The 25385-nt window shown below is 72.8% G+C and carries 20 protein-coding genes; 13 read left to right on the top strand and 7 right to left on the bottom strand.

Annotated elements, in window-relative coordinates; genetic code table 11:
• Positions 1–100 precede the first annotated feature (100 nt).
• The 3 genes from I8D64_RS02910 to I8D64_RS02900 all read left to right on the top strand — a co-directional run bounded on the left by I8D64_RS02910 (position 101) and on the right by I8D64_RS02900 (position 3500).
• Entirely contained in the window at positions 101–1441 is a 1341-nt protein-coding gene (locus I8D64_RS02910; RefSeq protein ID WP_200500975.1) for a hypothetical protein, read from the top strand.
• A complete protein-coding gene (locus tag I8D64_RS02905) occupies positions 1438–2505 on the top strand; it encodes a DUF8094 domain-containing protein (protein ID WP_200500974.1) in 1068 nt (355 codons plus the stop codon). The genes I8D64_RS02910 and I8D64_RS02905 overlap by 4 nt, the downstream gene beginning before the upstream one ends.
• 74 nt (positions 2506–2579) lie before the next feature.
• Positions 2580–3500, top strand: a complete 921-nt coding sequence (locus I8D64_RS02900) for a co-chaperone YbbN (protein ID WP_200500973.1) — start codon at positions 2580–2582, stop codon at positions 3498–3500.
• A gap of 60 nt (positions 3501–3560) precedes the next feature.
• Here I8D64_RS02900 and glgB read toward each other — a convergent pair whose 3' ends face one another.
• The 3 genes from glgB to glgX form a co-directional block, all read right to left on the bottom strand.
• Entirely contained in the window at positions 3561–5771 is a 2211-nt protein-coding gene (gene glgB, locus I8D64_RS02895) for a 1,4-alpha-glucan branching protein GlgB (RefSeq protein ID WP_246482640.1), read from the bottom strand.
• A 5-nt stretch (positions 5772–5776) separates the two neighbouring features.
• The gene (locus I8D64_RS02890; RefSeq protein ID WP_200500971.1) at positions 5777–7822 is read right to left on the bottom strand and encodes an alpha-1,4-glucan--maltose-1-phosphate maltosyltransferase; all 2046 of its coding nucleotides are present in this window, start codon (positions 7820–7822) and stop codon (positions 5777–5779) included.
• Positions 7823–7895: 73 nt separating this feature from the next.
• Positions 7896–10298, bottom strand: a complete 2403-nt coding sequence (gene glgX / locus I8D64_RS02885; protein ID WP_200500970.1) for a glycogen debranching protein GlgX — start codon at positions 10296–10298, stop codon at positions 7896–7898.
• 237 nt (positions 10299–10535) lie between these two features.
• Here glgX and I8D64_RS02880 point away from each other — a divergent pair, with 237 nt between their 5' ends.
• The 9 genes from I8D64_RS02880 to I8D64_RS02840 all read left to right on the top strand — a co-directional run bounded on the left by I8D64_RS02880 (position 10536) and on the right by I8D64_RS02840 (position 19736).
• Positions 10536–11597: an AAA family ATPase gene (locus I8D64_RS02880; RefSeq protein ID WP_200500969.1), complete on the top strand. Its 1062-nt coding sequence runs from the start codon at positions 10536–10538 to the stop codon at positions 11595–11597.
• Between the two features lie 13 nt (positions 11598–11610).
• The gene (locus tag I8D64_RS02875; protein ID WP_200500968.1) at positions 11611–12507 is read left to right on the top strand and encodes a DUF58 domain-containing protein; all 897 of its coding nucleotides are present in this window, start codon (positions 11611–11613) and stop codon (positions 12505–12507) included.
• Positions 12494–13003 carry a hypothetical protein gene (locus tag I8D64_RS02870; protein WP_200500967.1) on the top strand — a complete coding sequence of 170 codons (510 nt, stop codon included), beginning with the start codon at positions 12494–12496 and terminating at the stop codon, positions 13001–13003. Before I8D64_RS02875 ends, I8D64_RS02870 begins: the two co-directional genes overlap by 14 nt.
• Complete coding sequence (locus I8D64_RS02865) at positions 12994–14016, top strand: vWA domain-containing protein (RefSeq protein ID WP_200500966.1); 1023 nt, start codon at positions 12994–12996, stop codon at positions 14014–14016. The genes I8D64_RS02870 and I8D64_RS02865 overlap by 10 nt, the downstream gene beginning before the upstream one ends.
• 15 nt (positions 14017–14031) lie before the next feature.
• Entirely contained in the window at positions 14032–15075 is a 1044-nt protein-coding gene (locus I8D64_RS02860) for a vWA domain-containing protein (protein WP_200500965.1), read from the top strand.
• The gene (locus I8D64_RS02855) at positions 15072–16133 is read left to right on the top strand and encodes a hypothetical protein (RefSeq protein WP_200500964.1); all 1062 of its coding nucleotides are present in this window, start codon (positions 15072–15074) and stop codon (positions 16131–16133) included. Before I8D64_RS02860 ends, I8D64_RS02855 begins: the two co-directional genes overlap by 4 nt.
• Positions 16111–17301 carry an aminotransferase class V-fold PLP-dependent enzyme gene (locus I8D64_RS02850; protein ID WP_200500963.1) on the top strand — a complete coding sequence of 397 codons (1191 nt, stop codon included), beginning with the start codon at positions 16111–16113 and terminating at the stop codon, positions 17299–17301. Before I8D64_RS02855 ends, I8D64_RS02850 begins: the two co-directional genes overlap by 23 nt.
• A gap of 105 nt (positions 17302–17406) precedes the next feature.
• Positions 17407–18486 (top strand): tRNA 2-thiouridine(34) synthase MnmA, encoded by a 1080-nt coding sequence (gene mnmA / locus I8D64_RS02845; protein WP_200500962.1) that lies wholly within the window; start codon positions 17407–17409, stop codon positions 18484–18486.
• 11 nt (positions 18487–18497) lie between these two features.
• On the top strand, positions 18498–19736 hold the full coding sequence (locus tag I8D64_RS02840) for a hypothetical protein (RefSeq protein ID WP_200500961.1): 1239 nt from the start codon (positions 18498–18500) through the stop codon (positions 19734–19736).
• Between the two features lie 56 nt (positions 19737–19792).
• On the opposite strand, the gene I8D64_RS02835 is transcribed toward I8D64_RS02840, so the two are convergent.
• The 4 genes from I8D64_RS02835 to I8D64_RS02820 all read right to left on the bottom strand — a co-directional run bounded on the left by I8D64_RS02835 (position 19793) and on the right by I8D64_RS02820 (position 24178).
• Positions 19793–20458, bottom strand: coding sequence for a DUF6320 domain-containing protein (locus I8D64_RS02835; protein WP_200500960.1), 666 nt, complete (start codon positions 20456–20458; stop codon positions 19793–19795).
• The gene (locus I8D64_RS02830) at positions 20455–21963 is read right to left on the bottom strand and encodes an alcohol acetyltransferase (RefSeq protein ID WP_200500959.1); all 1509 of its coding nucleotides are present in this window, start codon (positions 21961–21963) and stop codon (positions 20455–20457) included. The genes I8D64_RS02835 and I8D64_RS02830 overlap by 4 nt, the downstream gene beginning before the upstream one ends.
• Positions 21960–22895 (bottom strand): alpha/beta hydrolase, encoded by a 936-nt coding sequence (locus I8D64_RS02825; protein ID WP_228358207.1) that lies wholly within the window; start codon positions 22893–22895, stop codon positions 21960–21962. Before I8D64_RS02825 ends, I8D64_RS02830 begins: the two co-directional genes overlap by 4 nt.
• A 119-nt stretch (positions 22896–23014) precedes the next feature.
• Entirely contained in the window at positions 23015–24178 is a 1164-nt protein-coding gene (locus I8D64_RS02820; protein WP_200500958.1) for a YeiH family protein, read from the bottom strand.
• A gap of 71 nt (positions 24179–24249) precedes the next feature.
• Between I8D64_RS02820 and I8D64_RS02815 the strand changes: the two genes are divergently transcribed.
• Positions 24250–25167 carry a LysR family transcriptional regulator gene (locus tag I8D64_RS02815; protein WP_200500957.1) on the top strand — a complete coding sequence of 306 codons (918 nt, stop codon included), beginning with the start codon at positions 24250–24252 and terminating at the stop codon, positions 25165–25167.
• Positions 25168–25385 lie beyond the last annotated feature (218 nt).

Here is a 25385-nt window from a genome sequence, read left to right as displayed (position 1 = left end):
GCGAAGGGGATGTGCTCGTCGTTCGATTCTCGTATCGTGGCAGGGATTCGGTGCGAACGAGGAGATCGTCATCATCTACAAGATCATTGCAGCCGTCCTGGTGGTGCTGGGACTGGTGGGGCTCCTCATCGGGCGCCTGGGGGAGACCACGTGGGCTCCCGAGACCGAGCGCACCGCGACCGTGGACCTGTCCGACCCCGGCCCGGCCGTCGTCATCGACCCGGGCGTGCTGTACGTGGGCGGCACCCAGGGGGACGTGAAGATCACCGCGGACTCCGACGTCTCCGTGATCACCGCCTCCAACGACGACATCGACGCGTACCTCGACGGCGTGAAGCACACGCAGGTCACGGGCCTGAGCGACTGGAGCACGCTGAAGACCGAGACGGTCGACGGCGACGACGACTCGATCTCCGATCCCACGTCCTCCGACCTCTGGCGCAGCGTCAAGACCTCGAAGAGCCCGACGACGATCGACATCGCCGACTTCTACGCCGAGGAGACCTCGACGGATCCGCAGCCTTACCGCGCGATCCTGCTCGTCACCGACGGCAGCAAGCCCGGCGCCGACAGCATCTCGGTCACCTGGCCCGTCGACGAGAAGAACGAGTGGGTCCCCTTCGCATACGCGGCGGGCGCGACCCTCATCATCGTGGGCCTCGTGATGCTCGTGGTCTCCTTCGGCTCCTCGCGCCGCGAGCGCGAGCGGGTGGGCGCCCGGGATGACTCCGAGGAGCTCGGGGCGGACGACGCTCCCGCATCGGATCTCGAGCCCGCATCGGCATCCGCGTCCGCACTTGCTTCGTCCTCTGCGGGCGCGGCGCATCTCGCCGGCGACGCCGACGAGACCCGCGAGGACGACGGGCCCCACGCAGCCGATGAGACTCACGCAGCCGACGAGACCCTCGCAGCCGACAAGGCCCCGACGCACGAGCACGAGAGCGTCGACGCCTGGCAGGTCGGCGAGGAGCAGGCGCAGGCCGCGCCGTCGGCCGAGCCTTCGACGGACGCGCTCGATCGGGTCGACGAGGAGCCCGGCGCCGCCGATGCGGACCCGGCCGAGCAGGAGCCCGTCGGCGCGGAAACACCCGCGACCACCGAGCTCGAACCCGCCGAGCCCTCGACCGACGAGCCCGCGACGGAGCAGCTGTCCGCGCAGGGCGAGCGGCGCCCGGTGACCGCGCCGATCCCCGTCGGCGGCGCCGACGGAACGGGCGCCGGCCACGACGACGCCGAGGGATCCGAGGAGCCCACGGAGGTCATCGACCGGATCGACGAGCCGATCGCGGGACCGGGCGAGGACGCGTCGGCCGCGCTGCCGCGGCGCTCGCACCGCCACCGCGCCACGACCCCGGAGCCGGAGCACGGCGAGGGATCCCAGGACGGCGCACAGCACACGGGGCCCGAGCACGGCTCCGACACCGAGGAGGAGCAGCGATGAGCGCGTGGAACAGGCGCGGGTTCCTGGGCAGCATCGGCGTGCTCGCCGTCGGCGGTCTGCTGGCGGCCTGCGGATCCGATGACTCGACCCCGCCCGCGGTGCCCACGGGCCCCGAGGCCGAGGGGCCGACCCCCGCGGTGACCAGTGATCAGATGGCCGCCTACCTCAAGGCGGTCCACTCCGCAGTGGAGAAGGCGGACGACGACCTCGACGCGAAGGCCCTCGCGCCCCGCGTGATCGGTTCGGCCGCCTCCTTCCGCAAGGACACCTACTCGATCCTCACCAAGAACAAGGACTGGATCGCGAAGAACGCCGAGGACTTCCGCACCAGCGCCCTCGACAGGCCCGGCGAGAAGGCCGTCGTCCCGATCACCTCGACCACCTCGGACTTCCCGCGCACCGCGATCGCGCTCGTCGAGGCCGATGGTGACGACGACGCCGCCCCGTACTTCATGATCCTGCAGCAGAAGGACGCGCACTCCCCGTACGCGACCTGGGGCTGGGCGCAGCAGGCCGTGGGCGTGGACATGCCGACCGTTCCCTCGGCGAAGGTGGGCAGCGAGGCGGTCGACGGCAAGGCCGACGACCTGCTGATGACCCCTGCCGACGCCATGACCCTCTACTCCGAGGTGCTCGCCTGGGGCGGCGGCAAGGACTCCAAGAAGCAGCTCGCGAGCGATCCCTTCACCACCCGGACCCACAAGGACATCCAGGAGGAGCGCAAGCAGCTCAACAAGGGCGTCGAGAAGGACGAGGTGGGCACGATCCGCGAGATCTACACGCCCGTGAAGGACGAGATCGCCGGCCTGCGCACGGAGGACGGCGGCGCGATCGTGCTGGGCACCATGACCTCGAAGCGCACCCTGAAGGTCACCGACGGCTCGAAGGTCAGCTACGGCGAGGACAACATCTTCACCACGATCATCGGCAGCCGCACCTTCACCAAGGAGTACGTGCGCGAGTACGGCACGACCGTCGCCCTCTACATCCCGCCGAAGGGCTCCGACGCGAAGGTCCAGCCCATCGGGGCGACGCGGGCCGTGATCGGCGCCAGCGGCGAGTGACCGGCCGGGCCGACCGGCCCGGGCGACCCCGCCCCTGAGATTCCCAGCAGTCCCGCAACGCGAAGGAGCATCCCATGACCGATCCCTACGGCGTCATCGACCTCGCATCGCTCAAGAAGCCCGAGGGCTCCGAGAACGCGGGGCCCGTCGGCGAGCACGAGGTGTCCGTCGACGAGGCGAACCTCGAGCAGATGATCCAGGACTCCGCGCGGGTCGCGACGCTCCTGCTCGTCACGAGCTCGCGCGTCCCGGGCATCGACGAGCTGCTGGGCGCGCTGCGCTCCGGCGTCGACGCGAAGGGCGGCGCGCTGCGTCTCGCCGTCGTCGACGCGGACACCCAGCCCCGCGTGGCGGGCGCCCTGCGCGTGCAGCAGCTGCCCACCCTCATGCTGCTCCTGCAGGGGCAGCTCCAGCCGATCGCCGAGTCCATGGTCCCCGCCGACCAGATCCCCGGGCTGCTCGACCAGATCGTGCAGGTCGCCCAGCAGACCGGTCTCGACGTCAGCGGTGCGGCCGACGGGCAGGGGGCCGACGGCTCCGGCGCGGAGGACGCGGACGGCGCGGCCCCCGCACAGCCCGAGCTGCCGCCCCTCCTGCAGACCGCCTACGACGCGATCGAGGCGGGCGACCTCCCCGGCGCGCAGACCGCCTTCGAGGAGCACCTGAACCAGAACCCGGCCGACGCCGAGGCCAAGGCCGGCCTGGCGACCGTGCATCTCATGGACCGCACCCGGGACGCCCAGCTCGACGCCGCCCGCAAGGCCGCGGCCGACGCACCGCAGGACCTCGACGCGCAGCTGCTCGTCGCCGACCTCGACATGCTCGGCGGCCACGTCGACGATGCCTTCAGCCGCCTGCTCGACCTGCTGCGCGGCGCCGACCAGGACACCAAGGACCGCGTCCGCGCGCGCCTGCTCGACCTCTTCGAGGTCGCCGGACCCGAGGATCCGCGCGTCGCCCCCGCCCGCAAGCGACTGGCGAACCTGCTCTTCTGACCTGCGCCGACCGGGCCGGGCGGGTCACCCCGCGCCGCGCCCGGCGCAGGTCGCGCCCGGTCAGCCGCGGTCGTCGGGGCGGAGCACCAGGGCCCCGAGCGGCGGCACCGAGAGGCGCACGGAATGGGAGCGCCCGCCGGCGGGAACCTGCTCGACGTCCACGCGGCCCAGGTTCCCGACCCCGCTGCCGCCGTACACTGGTGCGTCGGAGTTCAGGACCTCGCTCCACGAGCCGCCCGAGGGCATGGGGATGCGATGCTCGTGCCAGGGCTCGGGCGAGAAGTTCAGGACCACCACGAGCTCGCGGCCGGCGCGGTCGCGGCGCAGGAACGCGATGGTGTCGTGCGAGGCGTCGTCGGCCAGCAGCCATTCGAAGCCGTCGGGGTCCTGGTCGAGCTCGGAGAGCGCCGGGTGCTCGCGCAGCAGGGCGTTGAGGTCCCTGACGAAGCGCTGGATGCCCTGGTGCATGTCGAACTCGAGCAGCCACCAGTCCAGGCCCGTCGACTCGTTCCACTCCGAGGACTGCCCGAACTCGCTGCCCATGAACAGCAGCTGCTTGCCCGGATGGGTCCACTGCAGGGCGAGATAGGCGCGCAGCGTCGCCGCCTGCTGCCAGTCGTCGCCCGGCGCCTTGCGCAGCAGGGGCTTCTTGCCGTGGACGACCTCGTCGTGGGAGATCGGCAGCACGAAGTTCTCCGAGTACTGGTAGACCATCGAGAACGTCAGCTCGCCGTGGTGGTACTGGCGGTTGATCGGGTCCTCGCCGATGTACTCGAGGGTGTCGTGCATCCAGCCCATGTTCCACTTGAAGCCGAAGCCCAGGCCGCCCGCATCCGTGGGGCGGGTGACGCCGGGGAAGGACGTGGACTCCTCGGCGATCATAACGACGCCGGGCGCGCGCTTGTAGGCGGTGGCGTTCGCCTCCTGCAGGAAGGCGATGGACTCGAGGTCCTCCCGACCGCCCTCGCGGTTGGGCACCCATTCGCCGTCGTCCCGGGAGTAGTCCAGGTAGAGCATCGAGGCGACGGCGTCCACGCGCAGGCCGTCGACGTGGAACTCCTCGAGCCAGTAGCAGGCGTTGGCGACCAGGAAGTTGCGCACCTCGCTGCGGCCGGTGTCGAAGATCAGCGTGCCCCAGTCGGGGTGCTCGCCGCGGCGCGGGTCCGCGTGCTCGTACAGCGGGGTGCCGTCGAAGCGTGCGAGCGCCCACTCGTCCTTGGGGAAGTGGGCGGGCACCCAGTCCATGATCACGCCGATGCCGGCGGCGTGCAGGGCGTCGATCAGCGCACGCAGGTCGTCGGGCGTTCCCCAGCGTGAGGTCGGCGCGTAGTAGCCGGTGACCTGGTAGCCCCAGGAGCCGCCGAAGGGATGCTCTGCCACGGGCATGAACTCGACGTGCGTGAAGCCCATGGCCTGCACGTACTCGACGAGCTCGGTGGCGAGCTCGCGGTAGCCGAGCCCCGGCTTCCAGCTGCCCAGGTGGACCTCGTAGACCGACATCGGGCCGGCGAGCGCGTCGTGCTGGGCGCGCGCGGCGAGCCAGGCGTCGTCGGCCCACTCGTAATCGCTCGTGGTGACGATCGAGCCGGTCGCCGGCGGGACCTCGGCGCGCCGCGCCATCGGGTCGGCCTTGTCGCGCCACTGCGAGGTCGCATCCAGGATGCGGAATTTGTACACCGCCCCGTCGCCGACCCCGGGCACGAAGATCTCCCACACCCCTGCGGATCCCAGGGAGCGCAGGGCGTGCCCGCGGCCGTCCCAGCCGTTGAAGTCGCCGACGACCTGGACGGCCCGGGCGTTCGGCGCCCAGACGGCGAAGGAGGTGCCCGGCACGCCGTCGACCTCGCGCACGTGCGCGCCGAGCACCTGCCACAGCTCCTCGTGGCGCCCCTCGCGGATGAGGTGGAGGTCGAGCTCGCCGAGCGTGGGGAGGAAGCGGTAGGGCTCCTCGAGCTCGACGCTCCCGCCCTCGGGCGCCCACTGCACGCGGATGCGGTACGCATCCAGGTGCGCGCGGGGGACCGCGACCACCCAGATGCCGTCGTACTCGTGGCGCATGGGATGCACGGTGCCGTCGGGCAGGACGAGGGAGACCTCGTGCGCGAGGGGCTTGAGCGTGCGCACGGTGACGCCGCCGTCGTAGGAGTGCACGCCCAGCACCGAGTGCGGGTCGTGGTAGCTGCCGGTCGCCGCCGACCCCAGCTCGTGGGTGCCCACGGGCATCACGCGCGGGGCCGGGGTGCCGCCGGTGGTCGTCGTGTTCTCGTCCATGGTGCTCACTCCTCGCTGCGGACCACGCGCAGCACGTGCGCGGGGCGGTCGGTGGGCGAGAGGATCACGAAGGGGCTCTCGTCCCATGTGAAGCGCTCGCCGGTCAGCAGGTCCTCGACCTCGAAGCTCCCCTCGACGTCGAGGGCCCCGGTGTCCAGGTGGATGGTGGAGCCCGTGCCCTGGTCGTACCGGGTCAGGGACACCACGATGACGGTGTCGGCGCGGCCGGAGTCGGTCTGCGAGCCCGGCAGGTGCTTGGAGAAGACGACCACCTGGGGGTCGTCGGCCTCGTGGAAGACGATCTCGGTGAGGGTCTGCAGCGCGGGGTGCTCGCGCCGGATGAGGTTGAGCTGCGTGAGCAGCGGCTCGAGGCTCTGGCCGCACTGCAGCGCGCCCGCGAAGTCGCGGGGCCGGTACTCGTACTTCTCGTTGTCGATCTGCTCCTCGGCGCCGGGGCGCGGCACGTCCTCGACGAGCTCGTACCCCGAATAGACGCCCCAGGTGGGCACGAGGGTCGCGGCGAGGATCGCGCGCAGCCGGAACGCGGGGCGGCCGCCCTGGGACATGAAGGGCGTGAGGATGTCGTGGGTCGTCGGCCAGAAGCTCGGCGTCATGTATGGCGCCGAGTCCACGAGCTCGAGCAGGTACTCCTCGAGCTCCTCCGGGGTGTGGCGCCACGTGAAGTACGTGTAGGACTGGTGGAATCCGACCTTGCCGAGCGTGCGCATCATCGTGGGCCGGGTGAATGCCTCGGCGAGGAAGATGACCTCGGGATGCTTCTCGTCGAACTCGGCGAGCAGCTCCTGCCAGAAGCGCACGGGCTTGGTGTGCGGGTTGTCGATGCGGAACAGCGTGACTCCGCGCTCGACCCAGCCCTCGAGGACGTCGCGGATCGCCGCGTAGAGCCCCTCGTAGTCGGTGTCGAAGCTCAGCGGGTAGATGTCCTGGTACTTCTTGGGCGGGTTCTCCGCGTAGGCGATGGTGCCGTCGGGCCGCACCACGAACCACTCGGGATGCTCCCGCACCCACGGGTGGTCGGGGGAGCACTGCAGCGCCACGTCGAGGGCGACCTCGAGACCGAGCTCGTGGGCACGGCCCACGAACGCCTCGAAGTCCTCCATGGTGCCCAGTTCGGGGTGGATCGCGTCGTGTCCGCCCTCGGTCCCGCCGATCGCGTAGGGCGAACCGGGGTCGCCGGGCCGGGTCTCGAGCGTGTTGTTGCGGCCCTTGCGGAAGGTCTCGCCGATCGGGTGGATCGGGGTCAGGTAGGCGACGTCGAAGCCCATCGCGGCCACCCGGTCCAGCTCCCCGGCCGCGCTGCGCAGGGTGCCGCTCCTCCAGCCGCCCTCCTCGGCGCTGAAGCGCGCGCCGATCGAGCGGGGGAAGAACTCGTACCAGGAGCCGAACAGCGCGAGGCGCCGGTGGACGACGAGCTCGTGCGGCCCGTCGGGCGTGACGCCCTCGCGCAGCGGCCGCGCGGCGAGGATCGCCCGCAGGTCGGCGGCGAGCGCCGGGGCGACCCGGGCCGACGGGGAGAGGGAATGGTTGCGCAGGGCGTCGATCGCGGCGCGGACGACGGGCCCGTCGGAGGCGGGGCGCTCGCCGTCCTCGATCTCGGCGAGCACGCGGCCCAGCACCTCGGCGCCCTCGGCGATGACGAGGTCGACGTCGATCTCGGCGGGGATCTTCACCTCGGCGACGTGCGCCCACGTCGCGTAGACGTCGCCGAAGGCCTCGATCGTGAACTGCCAGTGCCCGGTCGCGCGGGGGCGGATCCGGGTCTCCCAGAGGTCGAGCCCGGGGTTCGTGCTCGCGAGGGACTGCCGGGTCTCGTTCCCCTCGGGGTCGCGGAGGACCACCTGCACGCCCATCGCGTCGTGCCCCTCGCGGAAGGCGTTCGCGGTGATGCGGACGCTCTCGCCCTCGGCGCACGAGGCGGGGAAGCGGCCCGCGTCCACCACGGGCCCGGCGGCCATCACCGGGATCCGGCCGATGCCCGCGTCGAGGCCCGTCGGCTGCGAGGCGGCGGAGGACGGGGGGAGGGAAGCCATGGACGCTCCTGATCGCTCGGTCGTGCACGGGGTCTCGCGAGGTGACGACGGTCTCCCAGGGCCGCCGGTGGACTCACGATAGCCGCTCGTCGGGATGCCCGTATCCCGCGATCGCGAGGACGAGGACGGAGGCCCCGCGCACGTGCGTGCGGCCCTCGCGCACCCGTCCCTTCTCACCGCCTGCGAACAGCGCGGCGGGGTCCTCGACCGCGCTGTCGAACAGCACGCGGACATCGCCGTCCAGCCACGGCTCACGGGGCAGGGCGACCTCGAGATCGGCCTCGTCGGCGGAGAGGATCACGAGCAGATGATCGGCGCGAGCGGTCCCGTCGGCCCGATGGGCCCCGTCGCCCGCGTCGATCCCGCCGGTCCCGCCCGCGTCGTCCGTCCCGCCCGGGAGCAGCATCTGCAGCACGTGCCGGCTGGGATCCTGCCAGGGCTCGTGGTCCATGCCCTCGCCGTGCTCGTCGTACCAGCCGGCCTGCCCGGGTCCCGGACGGCGGGGGTCGAGCGGGCGCAGGTAGCGGGCCGCGCGCAGCTGCGGGAAGCGGGCGCGGATCGCGAGGAGAGCGCGGACCGCCTCGATCCGCCCCGGGCGCTGCGCGACCAGGGACCAGTCGACCCAGGAGATCTCGTTGTCCTGGCAGTAGGCGTTGTTGTTGCCGCGCTGGGTGCGTCCGAACTCGTCGCCCGCGGTGAGCATGGGCGTGCCCGCGGCCAGCAGCAGGCTCGCGAGCAGCGCGCGCGCACTGCGCTCGCGACGCGCCTCGAGGGCCGCGGCGCCGGGGTCGTCGGCGGGCGGCGGTCCCTCGTGGCCGTGGTTCCACGAGCGGTTGTCGGCGGTGCCGTCGCGTCCGGCCTCGCCGTTGGCCTCGTTGTGCCTCTCGTCGTAGCTCACGAGGTCCTGGAGGGTGAAGCCGTCGTGCGCGGTCACGAAGTTGACCGAGGCCCAGGGAGCGCGCAGGCTGCGGCCCGCGGGCAGATCGGCGGGGTCCCGGCCGGCCATCACGTCGCGGGAGCCGGCCAGGCGGCTGGCGAGATCGCGCACGCCGCTGCCCCCGGCCTCGCCCTCGCGCTCGCGCGCCGCCCTGTCCGTGAGCCAGAAGGACCGCAGGTCGTCGCGGAAGGCGTCGTTCCATTCGGCGAAGGGGGCGGGGAAGGCGCCTGTCTGCCATCCGCCTCCTCCCACGTCCCAGGGCTCGGCGATGAGCTTGGTGCCGCGCAGCACGGGATCCAGGGTGATCGCCCGCAGCAGGGCGTGGTCGGGTCGGAAACCGGAGGAGTCGCGCCCCAGCGTCGCCGCGAGGTCGAAGCGGAAGCCGTCGACCCCCATGTCGAGGACCCAGTGCCGCAGGGACTCGAGCACGAGGTCCACGACGGCGGGGGAGCGCGGGTCGAGTGTCGCCCCGGTGCCGGTGACGTCCACGAAGGCGCCGCCGTCCATCCAGTAGTGCTCGCTCGCATCGAGCCCGCGCAGGCTCAGGGAGGGCCCGCCGAAGCCGCCCTCGGCGGTGTGGTTGAAGACGACGTCGAGGATGACCTCGAGGTCCGCGGCGTGGAGGGCGCGGACCATCGCGCGCACCTCCTCGAGCACGGCGAGCGGCCCCTGGAGACGGGCGGCGGCGCTCGCGTACGCGGGATTCGGCGCGAGGTAGGAGAGCGTCGAGTAGCCCCAGTAGTTCGTGAGGCCGCGCCGCGTCAGGTGCGGCTCGTCCATGGCCGCATGGATCGGCAGCAGCTCCACCGCGGTGACGCCCAGCCCGCTGAGGTACGAGGTGACGGCGGGATGCGCGAGACCCGCGTAGGTGCCGCGCAGCTCGGGCGGGACGTCGGGGTGCAGTTGGGTGAACCCTTTGACGTGCAGCTCGCAGACCACCGTGTCCGACCAGGGGGTGCGGGGCGGCGCGGCCGACGGGTCGGAATCCGCCGACGGGTCGGAACCGGCCGATGGGCGGGGGCCGTCGGCGGCCCTCTGCTCCGGGCTGCCCGCGACGACGGACCACACGGCCACGTCGGCGTCGTCGCTCTCGCTGCGGCGCAGGGGCGAGATCGGGTCGAGCATCGCGTCGACCTCGTGGGGGAACATCCCGGAGGCGAGCGGGGAGGCGTGCGAGACGGCGCGGGCGCGCGGATCCAGGAGCAGCTTCGCGGGATTGAACCAGGCGCCGCGCTCGGGGTCCCACGGCCCGTGGGCGCGCAGGCCGTAGAGGGTGCCGGGCACCATGGCCTCGACCTCGTCCCAGTGCAGTCCGCCGTCGACGTGGCGCAGCGTCGTGCGCTCCTCGCGGAAGCGTCCGCCGCCCAGGTCGCGGCGCACGCACAGCTCGACCCTCTCGGCGCGCGGCGCGACCACGGCGAAGGTCCCGTGCCCTCCGGCATCGACGTGGAGGCCGGGACGCGTGGGCGGGGACGGGGCGCGGCGACGTGCGCGGTCGGCGCCGGGACCGCCGGGACCGGTGAGCGGGGGATGGGGCATCGTCGCATTCTTCCACCGCGGGCACACCGCCCCGAGCACGACACGAGCGGCCTGTGCACCCGTCCGGGGCGCCCCGCGAACAGGACCGGGGCGCGGGGCCCGGAGAGGTTAGGATCGTCGGGGCGCCGGGCACGGCCCGTCGTCCCCAGGCAGCACCAGCAGCGCGTCGGCCGCACCGGGCGTGCCGGCTGCCGCACGATCCGCACGCAGCACCACGCGACGGGAGCACCCCCGCAGATGACCCAGCAGCCTCAGGAATCCCCCGGGCGTCCCGCCCCCGGCCGCTCAGGCGCCGCCTTCGCCCCTGCGCAGCCCGCGATCCCTCCGGCGAGCATGGAGCGTGCGGGGAGCATCGTCCGCAGCATCACCCAGGTCTTCCAGTCCCGCGTGGTGGGCCAGGAGAACCTGCGCCGCACCCTGCTGGCGGCGCTCGCCGCGGGCGGCCACGTGCTGCTCGAGTCCGTGCCGGGCCTCGCGAAGACGACCGCGGCCTCCGCGCTCGCCTCCGGCATCTCGGGCTCCTTCTCCCGCATCCAGTGCACGCCGGACCTGATGCCCAACGACATCATCGGCACCCAGATCTTCAACTACGGATCGGGCACCTTCACCACCCAGCTGGGCCCGGTCCACGCGAACGTGGTCCTGCTGGACGAGATCAACCGCTCGAGCGCCAAGACCCAGTCGGCGATGCTCGAGGCGATGCAGGAGCGCCAGACCTCCATCGGCGGCGAGGTCTACCCGCTGCCCGAGCCGTTCATGGTGCTCGCGACCCAGAACCCCATCGAGGAGGAGGGCACCTACGTCCTCCCCGAGGCGCAGATGGACCGCTTCCTCATGAAGGAGGTCCTCACCTACCCGCGCCCCGCCGAGGAGCACGAGATCCTCGACCGCTCCACGAGCGGCACCCTCACCGCGCCCCGCCAGGCGGCGCAGACCGTCGGCCTCGAGGACATCCGGTTCCTCCAAGAGATGGTCGACCAGGTGTACGTCGACCAGAGCGTCAAGCGCTACATCATCGACCTCGTCTTCACGACCCGCGGCTCCGGCCCGCGCCCGGTCGCGAACCTCACCCAGAGCGTGCGGGTGGGGGCGAGCCCCCGCGGCTCCCTCGCGCTGATGCGCGTCGCCCAGGCGAACGCCCTCCTCCACGGGCGCGACTACGCCACCCCGGACGACGTGCGCGCCATGCGCTACGCGGTGCTGCGCCACCGCCTCGTGCTCACCTTCGACGCCCTCGCGGGCGGCGTGACCCCCGAGCAGATCATCGACGCGGTCTTCCACGCCGTGCCGATGCCCTGAGCAGGATCCGCTGATGGCGACCTCCCTGCTCACCCGCGTCAAGGCGCGCGTGGACCTGCACACCGGACGCCGCGCCCGCGGCATCGTCCAGGGGCGCGGCCGCTCGGTGTTCAAGGGCAGCGGCGAGGACTTCGACGACCTGAAGTACTACCAGCCGGGCGACCGCATCTCCGACATCGACTGGAAGGCGACGGCGCGCTCGGGCGAGCCGCTGATCCGCCAGTTCAACGAGGAGCGGGTGCGGCACCTCTCGATCGTCGCCGACACCTCCTCGGCGATGGCGACCCTCGCGGCCGACGGCACCTCCAAGCGCGACGCCATGGTCACCGCCGCGGGCCTCGTGTGCTTCCTCGCCCAGAACAACGGCGACCTCGTGGGCCTCGTCGGCGGCTCCGAGTCCCGGCCGGTGCAGCTGCCCTCCCGCTCGAGCGACGGGCACCTCGAACTGCTCCTGCGCACCGTCCAGCAGTCCACGACCGCCGGATCCCGCCCGTCGGACGTCTCCTGGCTGCTCGAGCGGGCCTTCCGCGTCACCCGCCGCTCGACCCTGATGACGATCATCACCGACGAGGCGCACCCCGGCCCCGAGGACCACTCCCTGCTGCGGCGCCTGTCCACCCGGCACGACGTCATGGTCATCCGCATCGGCGACGCCGACCCGCTGCAGGCGGGCGACCTCGACCACGAGGTCGTCGACGTCGAATCGCCCCGGGAGATCTCCGAGCTCGCCCGCGTCTCCACGAAGGTGGCCCGGGACGTCGAGAACTACCGCCGCGCCCGCCGCGAGGCGACCACCGAGATGCTCGACAGCCTGCACATCACCCACCTGCTCACGGCCGGCGACAGCACCGTCGTGGACGACATGATCGCCATGCTGCGGGAGAGGGAGTACCGCCATGCCCGCGCATGACCTCACGGTGCTCGCCGATCCCACGCCGAGCCCGTCGCCCGCGACGATCATCGATCCGCCCCAGTACTCGATCGCCTGGCTGATCCTCGCCGTTCTGTGCGTGATCGTCATCGTCGCGATCATCGTGGGCGTGCTGCGGATCTCCCGCGCCGTCGTCTCCCGCCGCGCCTACCGCCGGCGGCCCGACGAGCCCGAATCGCTCAAGGCCGAGTTCCTGCGCTCCGTCAACGACATCGCGGCGCGACACGAGGACGGCGCGATCGACGAGCGCACCGGCCACCTCGAGCTCACCGCCGTGATGCGCCGCTTCGTGCGCCGCACCACCGGGCACGACGTCACCAGCCAAGACGTCGCCACGCTCATCGCCGATCCCCGGACACGGGACGTCGGCGAGCTCATCGCCCGCCTCTACGAGCCGGACTTCGCGCCGGCGAGCGACGTCGACCTCGAGGGCTCCGTGCACCGCGCGCGGGAGGTGATCCGCCGATGGTCATGACGCTGTGGTGGGTGGCCTGCCTGCTCCTGGTCGCCGGGATCGTGGTCTGGGCGATCACCTTCTGGAACCGCCGCTCGATGCACCGCGCGCCCGTGCTCGTCGCGAACTCCTCGTTCCTCGAGCGGATCCCGAGCTTCGTGCGCAGCCAGCGGCTCGCACGCGTGCTGCGCGTGGTGCAGGTGGGCGTCGCCGTGCTGGGCCTGCTCGCAGCCGCCCTGCTCTCCGGCCGGATCGCCACCGAGCGCGTGCAGACCCCCGAGTTCGCCGATCGCGACATCGTGCTGTGCCTGGACGTCTCCGGCTCGATGTACGAGTACGACACGGAGATCCTGCAGACCTTCGCCTCGATGGTCGACGACTTCCACGGCGAGCGCATCGCCCTGTCGATCTTCAACTCGACGTCCCGCACCGTCTTCCCGCTCACCGACGACTACGACCTCGTCGAGCGCGAGCTCAGCGAGGGAGCCGAGGCGATCGACTTCGACGAGTTCGGCTACCGCCTGGGCAGCCGCGACTACCCGCAGGACAAGGTCGAGAAGTACGCGGACTTCGTCGAGGGCACGCGCGGCCTCGACGACCAGGCCTCGATCGTGCCCGACGGCCTCGCCTCGTGCGGTCAGCTGTTCGACCATGCCGAGACGGACCGCAGCCGCTCGATCATCTTCGCGACCGACAACGAGGTGAACGGCGACCCGATCTACTCCCTCGACGAGGCCGCCAAGACCATCGAGGACCGCGACATCGATCTGTACACGTTCTACCCGGGCGCCTACGAGTGCTCCGAGGAGTGCTTCGACGAGCTCCAGAAGGTCACCGAGGACCACGGCGGCACGCTCTACCAGTCCTCGGACCCGAACGCGATCCCCTCGATCATCCGGGAGATCCAGCAGACCCAGGCCCAGAAGATGGGAGCCGAGCCCACCCTCATCCGCACCGATCATCCGCTGTTCGCCTTCGTGCTCACGCTCATCGCCCTCGCCGGGGTGCTGATCGTGGGCTGGCGCAACCGCTGAGAGACGGAGGAGAGCATGCATCTGGAGCATCTGATCCCGCTGTGGGCCACGATCCTCGTCTTCGTCCCGCTGCTCGCGCTCGCGGTCGTGATGATGGTGCGCCGCCCGCGACAGCGCTGGGCGTGGCTGCGGCGCGCGCTGATGGTCGCGCTGCTCGCGGTGGTCGCCCTGCGCCCGGCGACCTATACGGAGGCCGAGCAGACCCAGCGCATGAACGCGAACGTGTTCTTCGTCGTGGACCGCACCGGCTCCATGAACGCCGAGGACTACGCGAAGGGACAGTCCCGACTCGACGGCGTCAAGCACGACATGGAGCAGATCATGTCCGAGACCCAGGGGTCCCGCTACTCGATCATCTCCTTCGACTCGACCGCCGCCTCCCAGCTGCCGCTGACCACCGATGCGGGCGCCGCGAAGGCCTGGATCAACACCCTCGCCACCGAGTCCACCGCCCAGTCCAAGGGCTCGAACGTGGACCGCCCGCTCGCGACCCTCACGAAGGCCCTCTCCGACGCGCAGACCGACGACCCGGACTCGTACTCCCTCGTGTACTTCCTCAGCGACGGCGAGAACACCGACGACCGCGACGCGGAGCCCTTCGACCAGCTGAAGCCGATGATCGACGGCGGCGCGGTGCTCGGCTACGGCACCAGCGAGGGCGGGCCTATGAAGGCCTCGGGCGCCGGCACGCACGGCGAGTACATCACCGACTCCTCGGGCGCGAAGGGCATCTCCCGCATCGACGAGGACCAGCTGAAGGCCATCGCGCAGCAGATGGGCGTCCCGTACCTGCACCGCACCGATCCCGAGGCCCCGATCGAGGGCACGATGGAGGGCATCACCCTCAAGCCCATCCCCATCGAGTCCCGCCGTGACGTGGCGAGCTTCCGCGACTGGTACTGGGTGGCGGCGATCCCGCTGGCCGCCCTGTTCATCTGGGAGCTGGGGGAGATGACGTATCGTCTGCCGCGTCGGCGCGACCGCAGTGAGCTGCTCGCCGCGACCGGTGCGGGATCCGCCGGTCCGGGCGATCCCCCGGGAGAAGGAGGCAGGTCATGAGCTCGACCCTCACCCCTCCGCCGCCCGCGCCGCCCGGCGCCTCTGGCCCTTCCGGTCCTTCGGGCCCATCGGCCGCGAGCCCGTCCCCGCAGGACGGGGCGGCCGACGACGCCGCGCGGCCGCTCGCCGAGGCCGAGCCCCGTCGGCCCCAGGACTTCGGGCTCGACGTGCGGCTGCTGCGCCGGATCCGGCTCATCGCCTTCGCGATCCTCGGCATCCCGCTGCTGATCCTCGCCCTGCTCGCCGTCCGCTTCGTCTCCATGCCCCTCACCCAGGCATGGCACGACGGCGCCTACGGCGACGGGTCCTACGCCCGGGCGAGCGAGCGGCTGTGGCCCGTGCAGAATGCCAACTGGTTCGAGCCCTACCTCCCGCACCTCACCAAGGGCACGGACCTGCTCCAGCAGGACAAGAACGCCGAGGCCGAGACCGAGCTGCGCGTGGCGCTGAAGGACTGGCAGGAGGGCAAGGACCTCAACCAGCCGCCCCACGCCCAGTGCAAGATCCTCAACAACCTCGCGATCTCCATCGAGCGCCAGGCGAACGAGATCGACGACGCCGGCGACCGCGCCGACCGCCTGTACGAGGCCGAGCAGCTGCTCGCCCCCTGCGCCGGTGGCGGAGGAGGCGGCGACGGCGAGGGCCAGGGCGGCGGAGGCCAGGGCGAGGACCAGCAGGGCGAGGGCGAGGGCTCGGGCAACGAGGACAAGGGCACCACCGGCGACAACGGCAAGCGCATCGAGGAGGAGCGCCGCTCGTCCGACAAGGAGGCCGGCAACGACCCGGACGCCCGTGACAAGGGCCAGGAGGGCGACGACCAGGGCCAGGGCGAGGACCAGGGCGATCAGGACGGGAAGGGCAGTGCGCCCAAGGACCCGGGCGACCCCAAGAAGGAGGATCCGAAGGGCGACGGGCCCGACGAGGAGGCTCCCACGCAGGGCGACGCGGAGGACCAGAAGAAGGCCGAGGACCTCGAGAAGCGCAACGGCGACGCGAACTCGGGCGACGGCGAGGACTCGGACGACGGAGCGAGCAGTGACCCCAGCCAGCCCTGGTGAGCACGGCACCCCGCCGCGCGTCTACATCGACCACGCGGCCACGGCGCCGCTCCGGCCCGAGGCCCGCGACGCCTTCCTCGACGCCTCCGCCTTTCCGGGGAACCCGACCTCGCGCCACGGCTCCGGCCGCCGCGCCCGCGGCGTCCTCGACGACGCCCTCGACTCGCTCGCGGCCTCGCTCGACGTCCCGGTCTCCTGGCTGACCCTGACCTCCGGCGGGACCGAGGCCGACAACCTCGCCGTGCGCGGCGCGGCCCTCGCCGCCCAGGCGGCCGATCCGTCCCGCCGGGCCGTCGCGGTCTGCGCGACCGACCATCCGGCGGTGCTCGAGACCGCCCGCTCCCTGGCCCCCGGCATCGAGTCGCGTGAGATCCCCGTGGACGGCGACGGTCTGCTGGACCTCGAGGCGCTGCGGGAGGCCCTCGCCCCGGGCGACGTGAGCGTGGTGAGCGTCGCCCTCGTGAACAACGAGACCGGCGTGGTCCAGGACCTCGCGGCGGTCGCCGAGATCGCCCACGCCGCCGGCGCCCTCGTCCACACCGACGCCGTCCAGGCCACGAGCCATGTCGAGCTGCCCGTGCGCACGGTGGACATGCTGAGCCTGACCGGCCACAAGATCGGCGCCCCCGTGGGCGTGGGCCTGCTGGTGGTGCGCCCCGACATCCCCTTCGTCGCGGGCCTCACCGGCGGCGGGCAGCAGCGCGGCGTGCGCCCGGGCACGCTCGACGCCCCGCAGACCGCATCGCTCGCCGCCGCGCTCGCACGCACCCTCGCGGACCGGGAGGCGGAGTCGGCGCGACTGGGGGAGATGGCGCAGCGCCTGCGCGCGGGCATCCGGGAGATCGCCCCGGACGCCGTGCTCACCGCCGAGGCCGCCCCGCGCAGCCCGCACGTGGTGCACGTGCTGCTGCCCGGATGCGACCAGGACGCCCTGCTGCTCATGCTCGACCAGCAGGGGATCGACGCCTCGGCGGGCTCCGCGTGCTCGGCTGGCGTCACCCGGGCCAGCCACGTGCTGACCGCGATGGGCATCGAGCCCGATCTTGCGCGCGGCGCCCTGCGGCTCTCGCTGGGCTGGTCGAGCCGCGTGGACGACGTGGACCGCGTGCTCGCCGCCCTGCCCGAGGCCATCGAGCGGGCGCGGGCCGTCGGCGCGCTCGTGCGGTGAGCAAGCGCTCGTCGAGCGGTTGCCTGTCCGCATCCGGCGCTTCGTAGACTGGTGCGGCCGCGCGTCCCGGATCCGCGCGGCATCCGAGCAGGAGGCGAGGTCCCCATGAAGGTGCTGGCAGCGATGAGCGGCGGCGTCGATTCCGCCGTCGCGGCCGCGCGCGCCCACGAGGCGGGCCACGACGTGGTCGGCGTCCACATGGCGCTGTCCAAGAACCGGGCCGAGAACCGCACCGGATCGCGCGGATGCTGCACCGTCGAGGACGCGGCCGACGCCCGCCGCGCCGCCGAGCGCATCGGCATCCCCTTCTACGTCTGGGACCTCTCCGACGACTTCCACGACCTGGTCGTCTCGGACTTCCTGGCCGAGTACGCGGCCGGCCGCACCCCGAACCCGTGCGTGCGCTGCAACGAGCACATCAAGTTCGCGACCCTCATGGAGCGCGCCCGCGCCCTCGGCTTCGACGCCGTGTGCACCGGCCACTACGCGGACGTGCGCGCCGAGGGCCCGGACGGCGCCCCCTCGCTGCACCGTGCCCGCAACCTCCCCAAGGACCAGTCCTACGTGCTCGCGGTCATGGGCCCCGAGGCCGTCTCCCGCGCCGTGTTCCCCCTCGGAGCGTTCGAGGACAAGGAGGCCGTGCGCGCCGAGGCCCGCGAGCGCCGACTGGGCGTGTCCACGAAGCCCGACAGCTACGACATCTGCTTCATCGCCGACGGCGACACCCGCGGCTTCCTCGAGCGCAGCCTCGGCGAGGCCCCGGGCGAGGTGGTCGACGCCGATGGCACCGTGCTGGGCACCCACCGCGGCACCTTCGGCTTCACCGTGGGCCAGCGCAAGGGACTGGGCCTGGACCGCCCCGCGGCCGACGGCGCCCCGCGCTACGTCCTCGACGTGAAGCCCGAGACCCGGCAGGTCGTCGTCGGCGCGGCCGAGCTGCTCTCGACCACCCTGCTCGAGGCGTCCGCGCCGATCCCCTTCGAGCCGCTCGCGCCGGGACGCGAGGTGAGCGCCCAGATCCGCGCCCACGGCGAGGCGCTGCCCGGCATCATCGAGCGGGCCGACGACATGCTCAGCGTGCGCCTCAGCTCCCCGGTGCGCGGCGTCGCCCCCGGGCAGACCCTCGTGCTGTACGACGGTGACCGCGTGATCGCGTCGGCGACCCTCGAGCGCCGCGCCGCATGACGGTGGGCCGCATGAGTGAGGGCCGCGTGACGGAACAGCGCGCGGCGGGCGGCGGCACCACGGGCGCCGATCCTCTCGTGACGATCACGGGCGACGGGACCTGGCAGGTGCCGACCCGGCAGGAGACGACCGGGCAGATGCTGACCGGGCACGTGCCGTCCGGGGCGACCGGCGGCCGGGACGCGCGGACGTCCGGCGGTGCCTCCGATCTCGCGGATGGCGATGCGGACCGCCTGCTCGCCCTCACCCGTCTGCGGGGCCTGCTCGGCGACGACCTCGAGGAGCAGATCGCCACGCGCCTGTTCCTGCCCGCGGCGCTCGGCACCGAGGGTGCCGACCAGCTGCTCCCGCAATCGCTCACCCTGCTCGCCGGCACCACGGGCGATCTCGCGAGCTACGGATGGCGGATCGGGCCGGGCAGCTCGCGCACGTGGCGTCGCGCCCAGGAGCTGCGCGAGCGCCTCCTCGAGGCCGCCCGCATCGCCCTGCACGGGTACGAGGGCGACCTCGTCGTCACCACGCTCGGCCCGCTCACCCTCGCCGCCGCGACCTTCCTCGGCTCGGGCGAGCGCACCCTCGCCGACCGCGGTGCCCTGCGCGACCTCCCGCACCTGCTCGCCGAGGGCATCGCCGAGCACCTCGACGCGGTGCGCAGCCACGTGCCCGGCGCCCGGCCGCGCCTGCTGATCCGCGACGGCGCCGCCCTCGCGCTGGCACGCGGCGCGATCCCCACGCCCTCGGAGTACCGCCGCTACCCGGCGCTGCCCGTTCCCGACATCGGCGAGGTCTGGCGCACCCTGCTCGAGGAGCTCCGGTCCGGAGCGGGCCTCGACGTCCAGGACGTGACCCTCGCGCCCAGCGGCGACACGGCGCTGCTGAGCGCCGCCCGCACCGCCGGCGCCACCCGGCTCGCGCTCTCCCCGGCGGGCTTCTCCGCCTGGGAGCTGCTCGCCGAGCTGCGCGAGGCCGGAGTCGGCATCGAGCTCGTCGTGGATCCCGCCGGCCCGCAGCGCCTCGAGGCGCAGCTCGGGTCCGTCACCCGCAGCTGGCGGGAGCTCGGCTTCGGTCCGCGCGACCTCGCGGGCTTCACGTGGCTCGCCCATCGACCGGATCGGGCCGTCGGCCCCGCCCTTCCCGGCGGCGGCACAGACCCGTCGGCCGAGCCCTCCCGCGCGTCCCTCCTGGACGAGAGCGATCTGCAGACCCTGCTGCGCGCGGCGCCGGCCTGGGCCGAGCGCGTCGAGGGCTGAGCGCATCGAGAACCGAGCGTGAAGGACGCGCCACCGGCCGCCCCGAGGAGCGCGACTCAGACGTGGAGCTTCTTCGCGAGCTCGTCGCGAACCTCCGCCGCGCGCTCGAGCTGCAGCAGCGCGAGCGAGAGCAGCGCGAGCACCACGCAGATCGCCGACGGCACGGGCGTGGTCACCCAGCCCAGCAGCAGGAAGAGGATCGGCACGATCCCCAGCAGCACGGTGAGCGCGCTGTAGAGGGCGTGCTCGCCGACCTCGAGGCGCATGACGTGCTCGAGGATCACCAGCGCGATGATCGCGCATCCGCACATGATCGGCACCGCGAAGGTCAGCGACCAGCGATGCCAGCCGGTCAGATAGTCCCAATACGTGCACACGAGCGCGGCCAGGACCAGCAGCGTCAGGGTGGACCGGGCGAGGTCGCGTCGGCCGCGCAGCGCCATCAGCGCGACCAGCCACATGGTGCACACGCCCAGCCACACCGAGCGGACCGCCCCGAACTCGGCCGGTCGATGCCCCAGCCACAGCTGGACGACGAACGAGATCGCGACCAGCACGAGCGAGATCACCGTGAGGATCCGCAGCAGGCGACGGCGGGAGAAGCGCAGGGGCACACTCGGCAGCGGATCGGGGGAGGGATGGCCCACCAGGTGCGACCCGCACAGCGGGCAGCGCGACCAGTTGCCCTCGATCCGCACCGCGCACTCGGTGCACCGCCTCATGGCGCGACCTCCGCGAGCTCGGCCTCGGTGACCCGGGCGGCCGTCACCGACACGTCGATCCCGCGCGCGCTCAGCGAGCGGGCGAAGGCACGCACGTGCCCGGTCTGAGTGAACGGCGAGGTGAAGGTGACGGTCATCTGCTCGCCGTGGGAGATCGCGCAGAACTGCGGGCGCGCGGCCGAGACCTGGAAGAGCACCCGGCCCACGTGCGAGGCCGCCGGCTCCGGCAGGCGCAGCCGCCCCAGGTTCGAGACCGCGAGGCTCAGGTGCCGGTTCGAGGCGGCGTTCAGCCAGCCCAGGATGAGGTCCTTGAGGGGACGCGGCACGATCCGCAGCAGCGGGGAGCGCTCCACGCGGATGAACCGCGCGACCTTCGGCGCGAGCGCCGCGGCCGATGCCTGCGGGCGGAACTCGGCCTCCAGGGCGCGGGCGACCGCCTCGGGGGAGTCGGGGCCGTCTGGGCCGACTGAGCCATCACGGCCGTCGCTGCCGTCGGGGGAGAAGGTGTGCTCGACGCGGATGGTCGCGAAGAAGTTGCGGGCGCTCGTGGAGGGGAAGAACTGCCGCAGGTTCACGGGCACCGAGGCGCTCAGCGTGCGGGCCCTGCCCAGGCCGCCCGAGGACTCGCGCACCGCGTCCATGAACAGCGCCGTGAGATACATGGTCGGGCTCGCTCCGGCGGCCTTCGAGAGGGCGAGCAGCTGGGCGGTCGGCATCGTCAGCTCGACGGCGCGGGTGCGGTCGTCCGGCGTGCGGGTGCCGCGGACGCGGTGGATGCGGGTGCGTCGCGCAGGCCCGGCGGGGACGGCGTCGGACGGGGCGGGGGAGGCGCTCGTCGGGATGCCGCCGGTGGAGCCTGCCGCGCGCACGGTCTTCTCGGCGAGGGTCAGCGCGGCGGGAGCGGCGGCCTCGGCGAACGCCTCCTCGAAGGCGGTGGGGCGGCGGCGTCGGAAGTAGTGGGCGAAGCTGTCGGTCTCCAGCGCGTGGGAGGACGGGGAGTCTCCCGCCGCGGCCGCAGCCGGCGCGCGCGGCGTCTCCGCGCCGTCCGTCGTCCCCGGCGCGCCCGCTGCGCCCGCCGCATCCGCGGGGTAGCGCCTCCGCGCGTACTCGACGAGCAGGTCGGTGAGGAACCACATCGCCCCGGTCCCGTCGGAGAGCGCGTGGAAGACCTCCAGGGAGATCCGCCGGCGATGGTGGATCACCCGGAACAGCAGGGTGCGCCTGCCGTCCTGGTAGATCGGCGCGCAGCTGGGGCGACGCTCGGGCTCGACCACGGGGCGCAGGTCGCTGTCCTGCAGGTAGTACCAGAACACGCCGCGGCGCAGCACCGCGCGGTAGAGGGGATAGAGCTCGAAGACCGCGTCGAGGGCCTCCTGGAGCACGCCCGGATCCACCTCGGCATCCATCTCGGCGCTCAGCCGGAACACCTTGGTGTCCGACTCGGTGCGCGCGGCGAGGAAGATGTTCGAGGCGTTGTCGAGCCGCACCCAGGTCCGGCGGCTCATGTGGGCGAGGTCCGCTCGAGGAACGCGTCGATGTGCTGGTAGGCCTCGCGCAGCGGGCGCGCGAAGCGGGGCAGGGTGATGAAGCCGTGCAGGGCGCCGTCGACCCTGTGCACCTCCGCGTCGTTCCCCGCGTCTGCGAGGGCGGCGCCATAGGCCTCGCCCTCGTCGCACAGCAGATCCAGTTCGGCCGTGATCAGCAGCGTCTCGGGCTGGGCGCTCAGATCCGTCGCCATCAGCGGCGCCACCAGCGGGTCCTGCCGGCGCCCCCGGTCCGGGACGTAGAGCTCCATGTAGTCCTGGACCTCGGTGTCGGTGAGGCGGTAGTCGCTGCCATGGCGACGCACCGAGGCGAACGGCGATGTCTCGGGGTCGTGGTCCCAGTGCGTCACCGGGTACAGCAGGATCTGGCGCGAGGGCACGGGCCCTCCCTCGTCCCTCAGCATCAGCGAGAGCACAGCGGCGAGGTTCCCGCCCGCCGAGTCGCCCACCAGCACGATGCGCCGCGGGTCGCTGATGCCCGCGCGCTGCGGATCCTCGAGCAGCAGCCGCGCGACGCGCGCACAGTCCTCGAGCCCCGCCGGGAAGGGATGCTCCGGCGCGAGGCGGTAGTCGACCGAGGCGACGACGCAGCCGGTGAGGTCCGCCATCGTCGCGCACGCCGGGGTGTAGCTCTCGATGTCGCCCGTGACCCAGCCGCCGCCGTGGAAGAACAGCAGCACGTCCTCGCGCCGACGCTCCTTGGGCGAGAACACGCGCACGGGGATCTGGTGCCCGCCGTCGGCGGACATGATCTGCCGATCCAGCGAGCGGAACCGGGGGATCGGCCGCGCGGCCAACTGTCGCTGCAGCCGGCGCACCTTCGCATAGTCCTGGCGCATGTCGATGCGCGGCGCGGCGAACAGACGCAGCACTGCCCGCAGCAGCGGGTTCACGGGCGCGTGCCCTCGCGGCGAGTCGGATCCTTCATGGAGTCAGGGTATGCGGGATGGCTGGGCGGGATCACCAGGCAGGACGACCGAGCGGGAGGGCCGGACCGTCCGGGGCAGCCGGCTCAGGCGGCCAGGAGCGCCCCGCCGAGACCGACGGCCGCGACCACGAGCGTGACCAGCGCGGCCTGCACCACAGGACGTCCGCCGACCTGCCTCAGCAGACGCACGCGCACCCCGGTCCCGAGCGCGAACATCGCCGCTGCCAGGCACAGCGCCTGCACGGGCTTCGAGACGTCGACGACCGCCTCGGGCAGCAGACCGGTCGAACGGATGCACACCGCGACGATGAACGCGAGCACGAAGAACGGGACCAGGGGCGGGCGCTTGGCGGCGGGCGCGGGGGCGCCGGCGGGGGAGTCGACGGACGTCCGGTCGGTCTCCGCCGCTCGACGCTCCACGGCGGTGAGGATCGCGATCACCGGAGCGAGCATCAGCACCCGGCCCAGCTTCACGAGCACGGCGATGCCGAGCGCCCCGCCGCCCAGGATGCTGCCGGCGGCGACGACCTGCGCGACCTCGTGGATCGACGCCCCGGCCCAGGTCCCGGATGCGTCCGTGCCCAGGCCCAGGGCGCGGGCCACGAGCGGCAGCAGCGGGATCATCAGCGTCCCGAACACGACGACGAGTGCGACGGCCGTCGCGATCTGCGTCTCCAGGCGCTCGGTCGCCTCCTCGGCGCTCTCGCCCTCGCGACGCCGCGGCGTGATCGCCCCGCCGGCCGCCGCCACGGCGGCGGCGCCGCAGATCGAGAACCCGCAGGCGATGAGCAGCGCCTGCGTGGGCGGGAGGTGCAGAGCCCGGCCGATGAGCAGACCGCTCGCCATCCCGATGCCGACGATCGCCACGATCACCACGATGGTCAGCGGTCCGAGGGCGATCACGTCGCCGATCGCGAGCTGCAGACCGAGCAGCACGATCCCGATCCTCAGCACGGGCTTCGCGGCCAGGTCCAGTCCTGGCTTCAGCGCCGGCGGCAGCAGTCCCAGGTTCGCCGCGAGCGCGCCGACGAGGATCGCCGCGAGCGCCGGGGATGCCACGGGGACGAGCATTCCCAGGCCGTAGGCGAGCCCGGCGACGGCGAACGACAGCAGCAGCCCGGGCAGAACGCGGAGGAGCGGGGAACCCGGGGTGGGGGCGGACGGTGTCGTCGGGCGGGTCGACGGCGCGGGCGTCGTCGCCGTCGCGGTCGAGGTGCGCGGGGAAGTGTCTGGGCGGGGTTCGGGCATGTGATCCAGCCTCACGGCTGAGGGCGGTCCCCGGTAGTGGTCGATCTGATCGGGCGCATATCATCGGGGATATGCCGTTGCATGATGCGTCGAGGCCCGACCTGGCCTCCCTCGAGCTGCTGGTCGCCGTGGTCGACCTGGGCAGCGTCTCCGCCGCAGCCTCGGCCCTGGGTCTCGCCCAGCCCAATGCCTCGCGACAGCTCTCCCGTCTCGAGCGACGCCTGGGCGCTCGCCTCGTGGATCGGGGTGCGCGGGGCTCCGAGCCGACGGCCGCGGGCCGGGTCGCGGTGGAGCATGCCCGGCGCGTGCTCGACGCGGCCGATGGGCTCGTCGAGCAGGTCCGCTCGGCCGCGGGCGCCGGGCGGATCCGGATCCTCGCCTCGCAGACGATCGCCGAGCACCTGATGCCCACGTTCCTCGCCGCCCTCGCCGCGGACCAGCCGGGTGTGCCGGTCTCCTTCGAGGTCGAGAACACGGCCGGGGTGATCGCCGCGCTCCGCCGCGGGCGCGGGGATCTCGGGTTCGTGGAGGGCCTCGAGGTGCCGCACGAGCTCACCACGCTCGAGGTCGCGCGGGATCGGCTGGTCGCTGTGGTCGCTCCGAGGCATCCGTGGGCTCTGGATCGGGACGTGCTCGAGCACGGGATCGACGCGGACCTGCTCGCGCGCACACCGCTTGTGGTGCGCGAGGAGGGGTCGGGGACGCGTGACGTGCTCACCCGGGCGCTCGCGCCGCGAGAGGTCGCGGAGCCCGCACTCGAGCTGCACTCGAACGCCGCGGTGCGCACCGCCGTGGCGGGCGGCGCGGGCTGCGCCCTGCTGAGCCGGTTGGTGGTCGCCGGGGATCTGCGCGAGGGACGTCTCGTGGAGGTGCCGGTGCGGGGTGTCGCGGTGGAGCGCTCGCTGCGGGCCGTGTGGTCGGGCGTGAGGCCGGGACGGCTCGAGGGCGCGCTCCAGGCGCTGATCGCCGACGGCGCTGAGCGCGGGTGATGCGCGTCGAGCCCGGATGGCACGGGACGTGCGTGCGATTCGTGCACCGAGCGTGTGAGGTGCAGGCCGAGGACACACGTGCCTCGGGCATGACTCGCACCCGGCGCGCATGCCCTCGCCGACGAAACAGCGGGTGCAGCGCGACCGGGTGCGGTCGGTGAGATGCCAGTGGTGAGGTGACCGGGTGTTGGGACGCAGCCCATCGGATCAGGAGCTGT

The sequence above is a fragment of the Brachybacterium halotolerans genome (assembly GCF_016623465.1).
Lineage (GTDB): Bacteria > Actinomycetota > Actinomycetes > Actinomycetales > Dermabacteraceae > Brachybacterium > Brachybacterium halotolerans.
This window is presented reverse-complemented; position numbering and strand designations above follow the sequence as displayed.

Coding starts and splice junctions, on each gene's coding strand:
- I8D64_RS02905 (WP_200500974.1), top strand. CDS start 1,438: ATGAGCGCGTGGAACAGGCGCGGGTTCCTGGGCAGCATCGGCGTGCTC.
- I8D64_RS02900 (WP_200500973.1), top strand. CDS start 2,580: ATGACCGATCCCTACGGCGTCATCGACCTCGCATCGCTCAAGAAGCCC.
- glgB (WP_246482640.1), bottom strand. CDS start 5,771: ATGGACGAGAACACGACGACCACCGGCGGCACCCCGGCCCCGCGCGTG.
- I8D64_RS02890 (WP_200500971.1), bottom strand. CDS start 7,822: ATGGCTTCCCTCCCCCCGTCCTCCGCCGCCTCGCAGCCGACGGGCCTC.
- glgX (WP_200500970.1), bottom strand. CDS start 10,298: ATGCCCCATCCCCCGCTCACCGGTCCCGGCGGTCCCGGCGCCGACCGC.
- I8D64_RS02880 (WP_200500969.1), top strand. CDS start 10,536: ATGACCCAGCAGCCTCAGGAATCCCCCGGGCGTCCCGCCCCCGGCCGC.
- I8D64_RS02875 (WP_200500968.1), top strand. CDS start 11,611: ATGGCGACCTCCCTGCTCACCCGCGTCAAGGCGCGCGTGGACCTGCAC.
- I8D64_RS02870 (WP_200500967.1), top strand. CDS start 12,494: ATGCCCGCGCATGACCTCACGGTGCTCGCCGATCCCACGCCGAGCCCG.
- I8D64_RS02865 (WP_200500966.1), top strand. CDS start 12,994: ATGGTCATGACGCTGTGGTGGGTGGCCTGCCTGCTCCTGGTCGCCGGG.
- I8D64_RS02860 (WP_200500965.1), top strand. CDS start 14,032: ATGCATCTGGAGCATCTGATCCCGCTGTGGGCCACGATCCTCGTCTTC.
- I8D64_RS02855 (WP_200500964.1), top strand. CDS start 15,072: ATGAGCTCGACCCTCACCCCTCCGCCGCCCGCGCCGCCCGGCGCCTCT.
- mnmA (WP_200500962.1), top strand. CDS start 17,407: ATGAAGGTGCTGGCAGCGATGAGCGGCGGCGTCGATTCCGCCGTCGCG.
- I8D64_RS02840 (WP_200500961.1), top strand. CDS start 18,498: ATGAGTGAGGGCCGCGTGACGGAACAGCGCGCGGCGGGCGGCGGCACC.
- I8D64_RS02835 (WP_200500960.1), bottom strand. CDS start 20,458: ATGAGGCGGTGCACCGAGTGCGCGGTGCGGATCGAGGGCAACTGGTCG.
- I8D64_RS02830 (WP_200500959.1), bottom strand. CDS start 21,963: ATGAGCCGCCGGACCTGGGTGCGGCTCGACAACGCCTCGAACATCTTC.
- I8D64_RS02820 (WP_200500958.1), bottom strand. CDS start 24,178: ATGCCCGAACCCCGCCCAGACACTTCCCCGCGCACCTCGACCGCGACG.
- I8D64_RS02815 (WP_200500957.1), top strand. CDS start 24,250: ATGCCGTTGCATGATGCGTCGAGGCCCGACCTGGCCTCCCTCGAGCTG.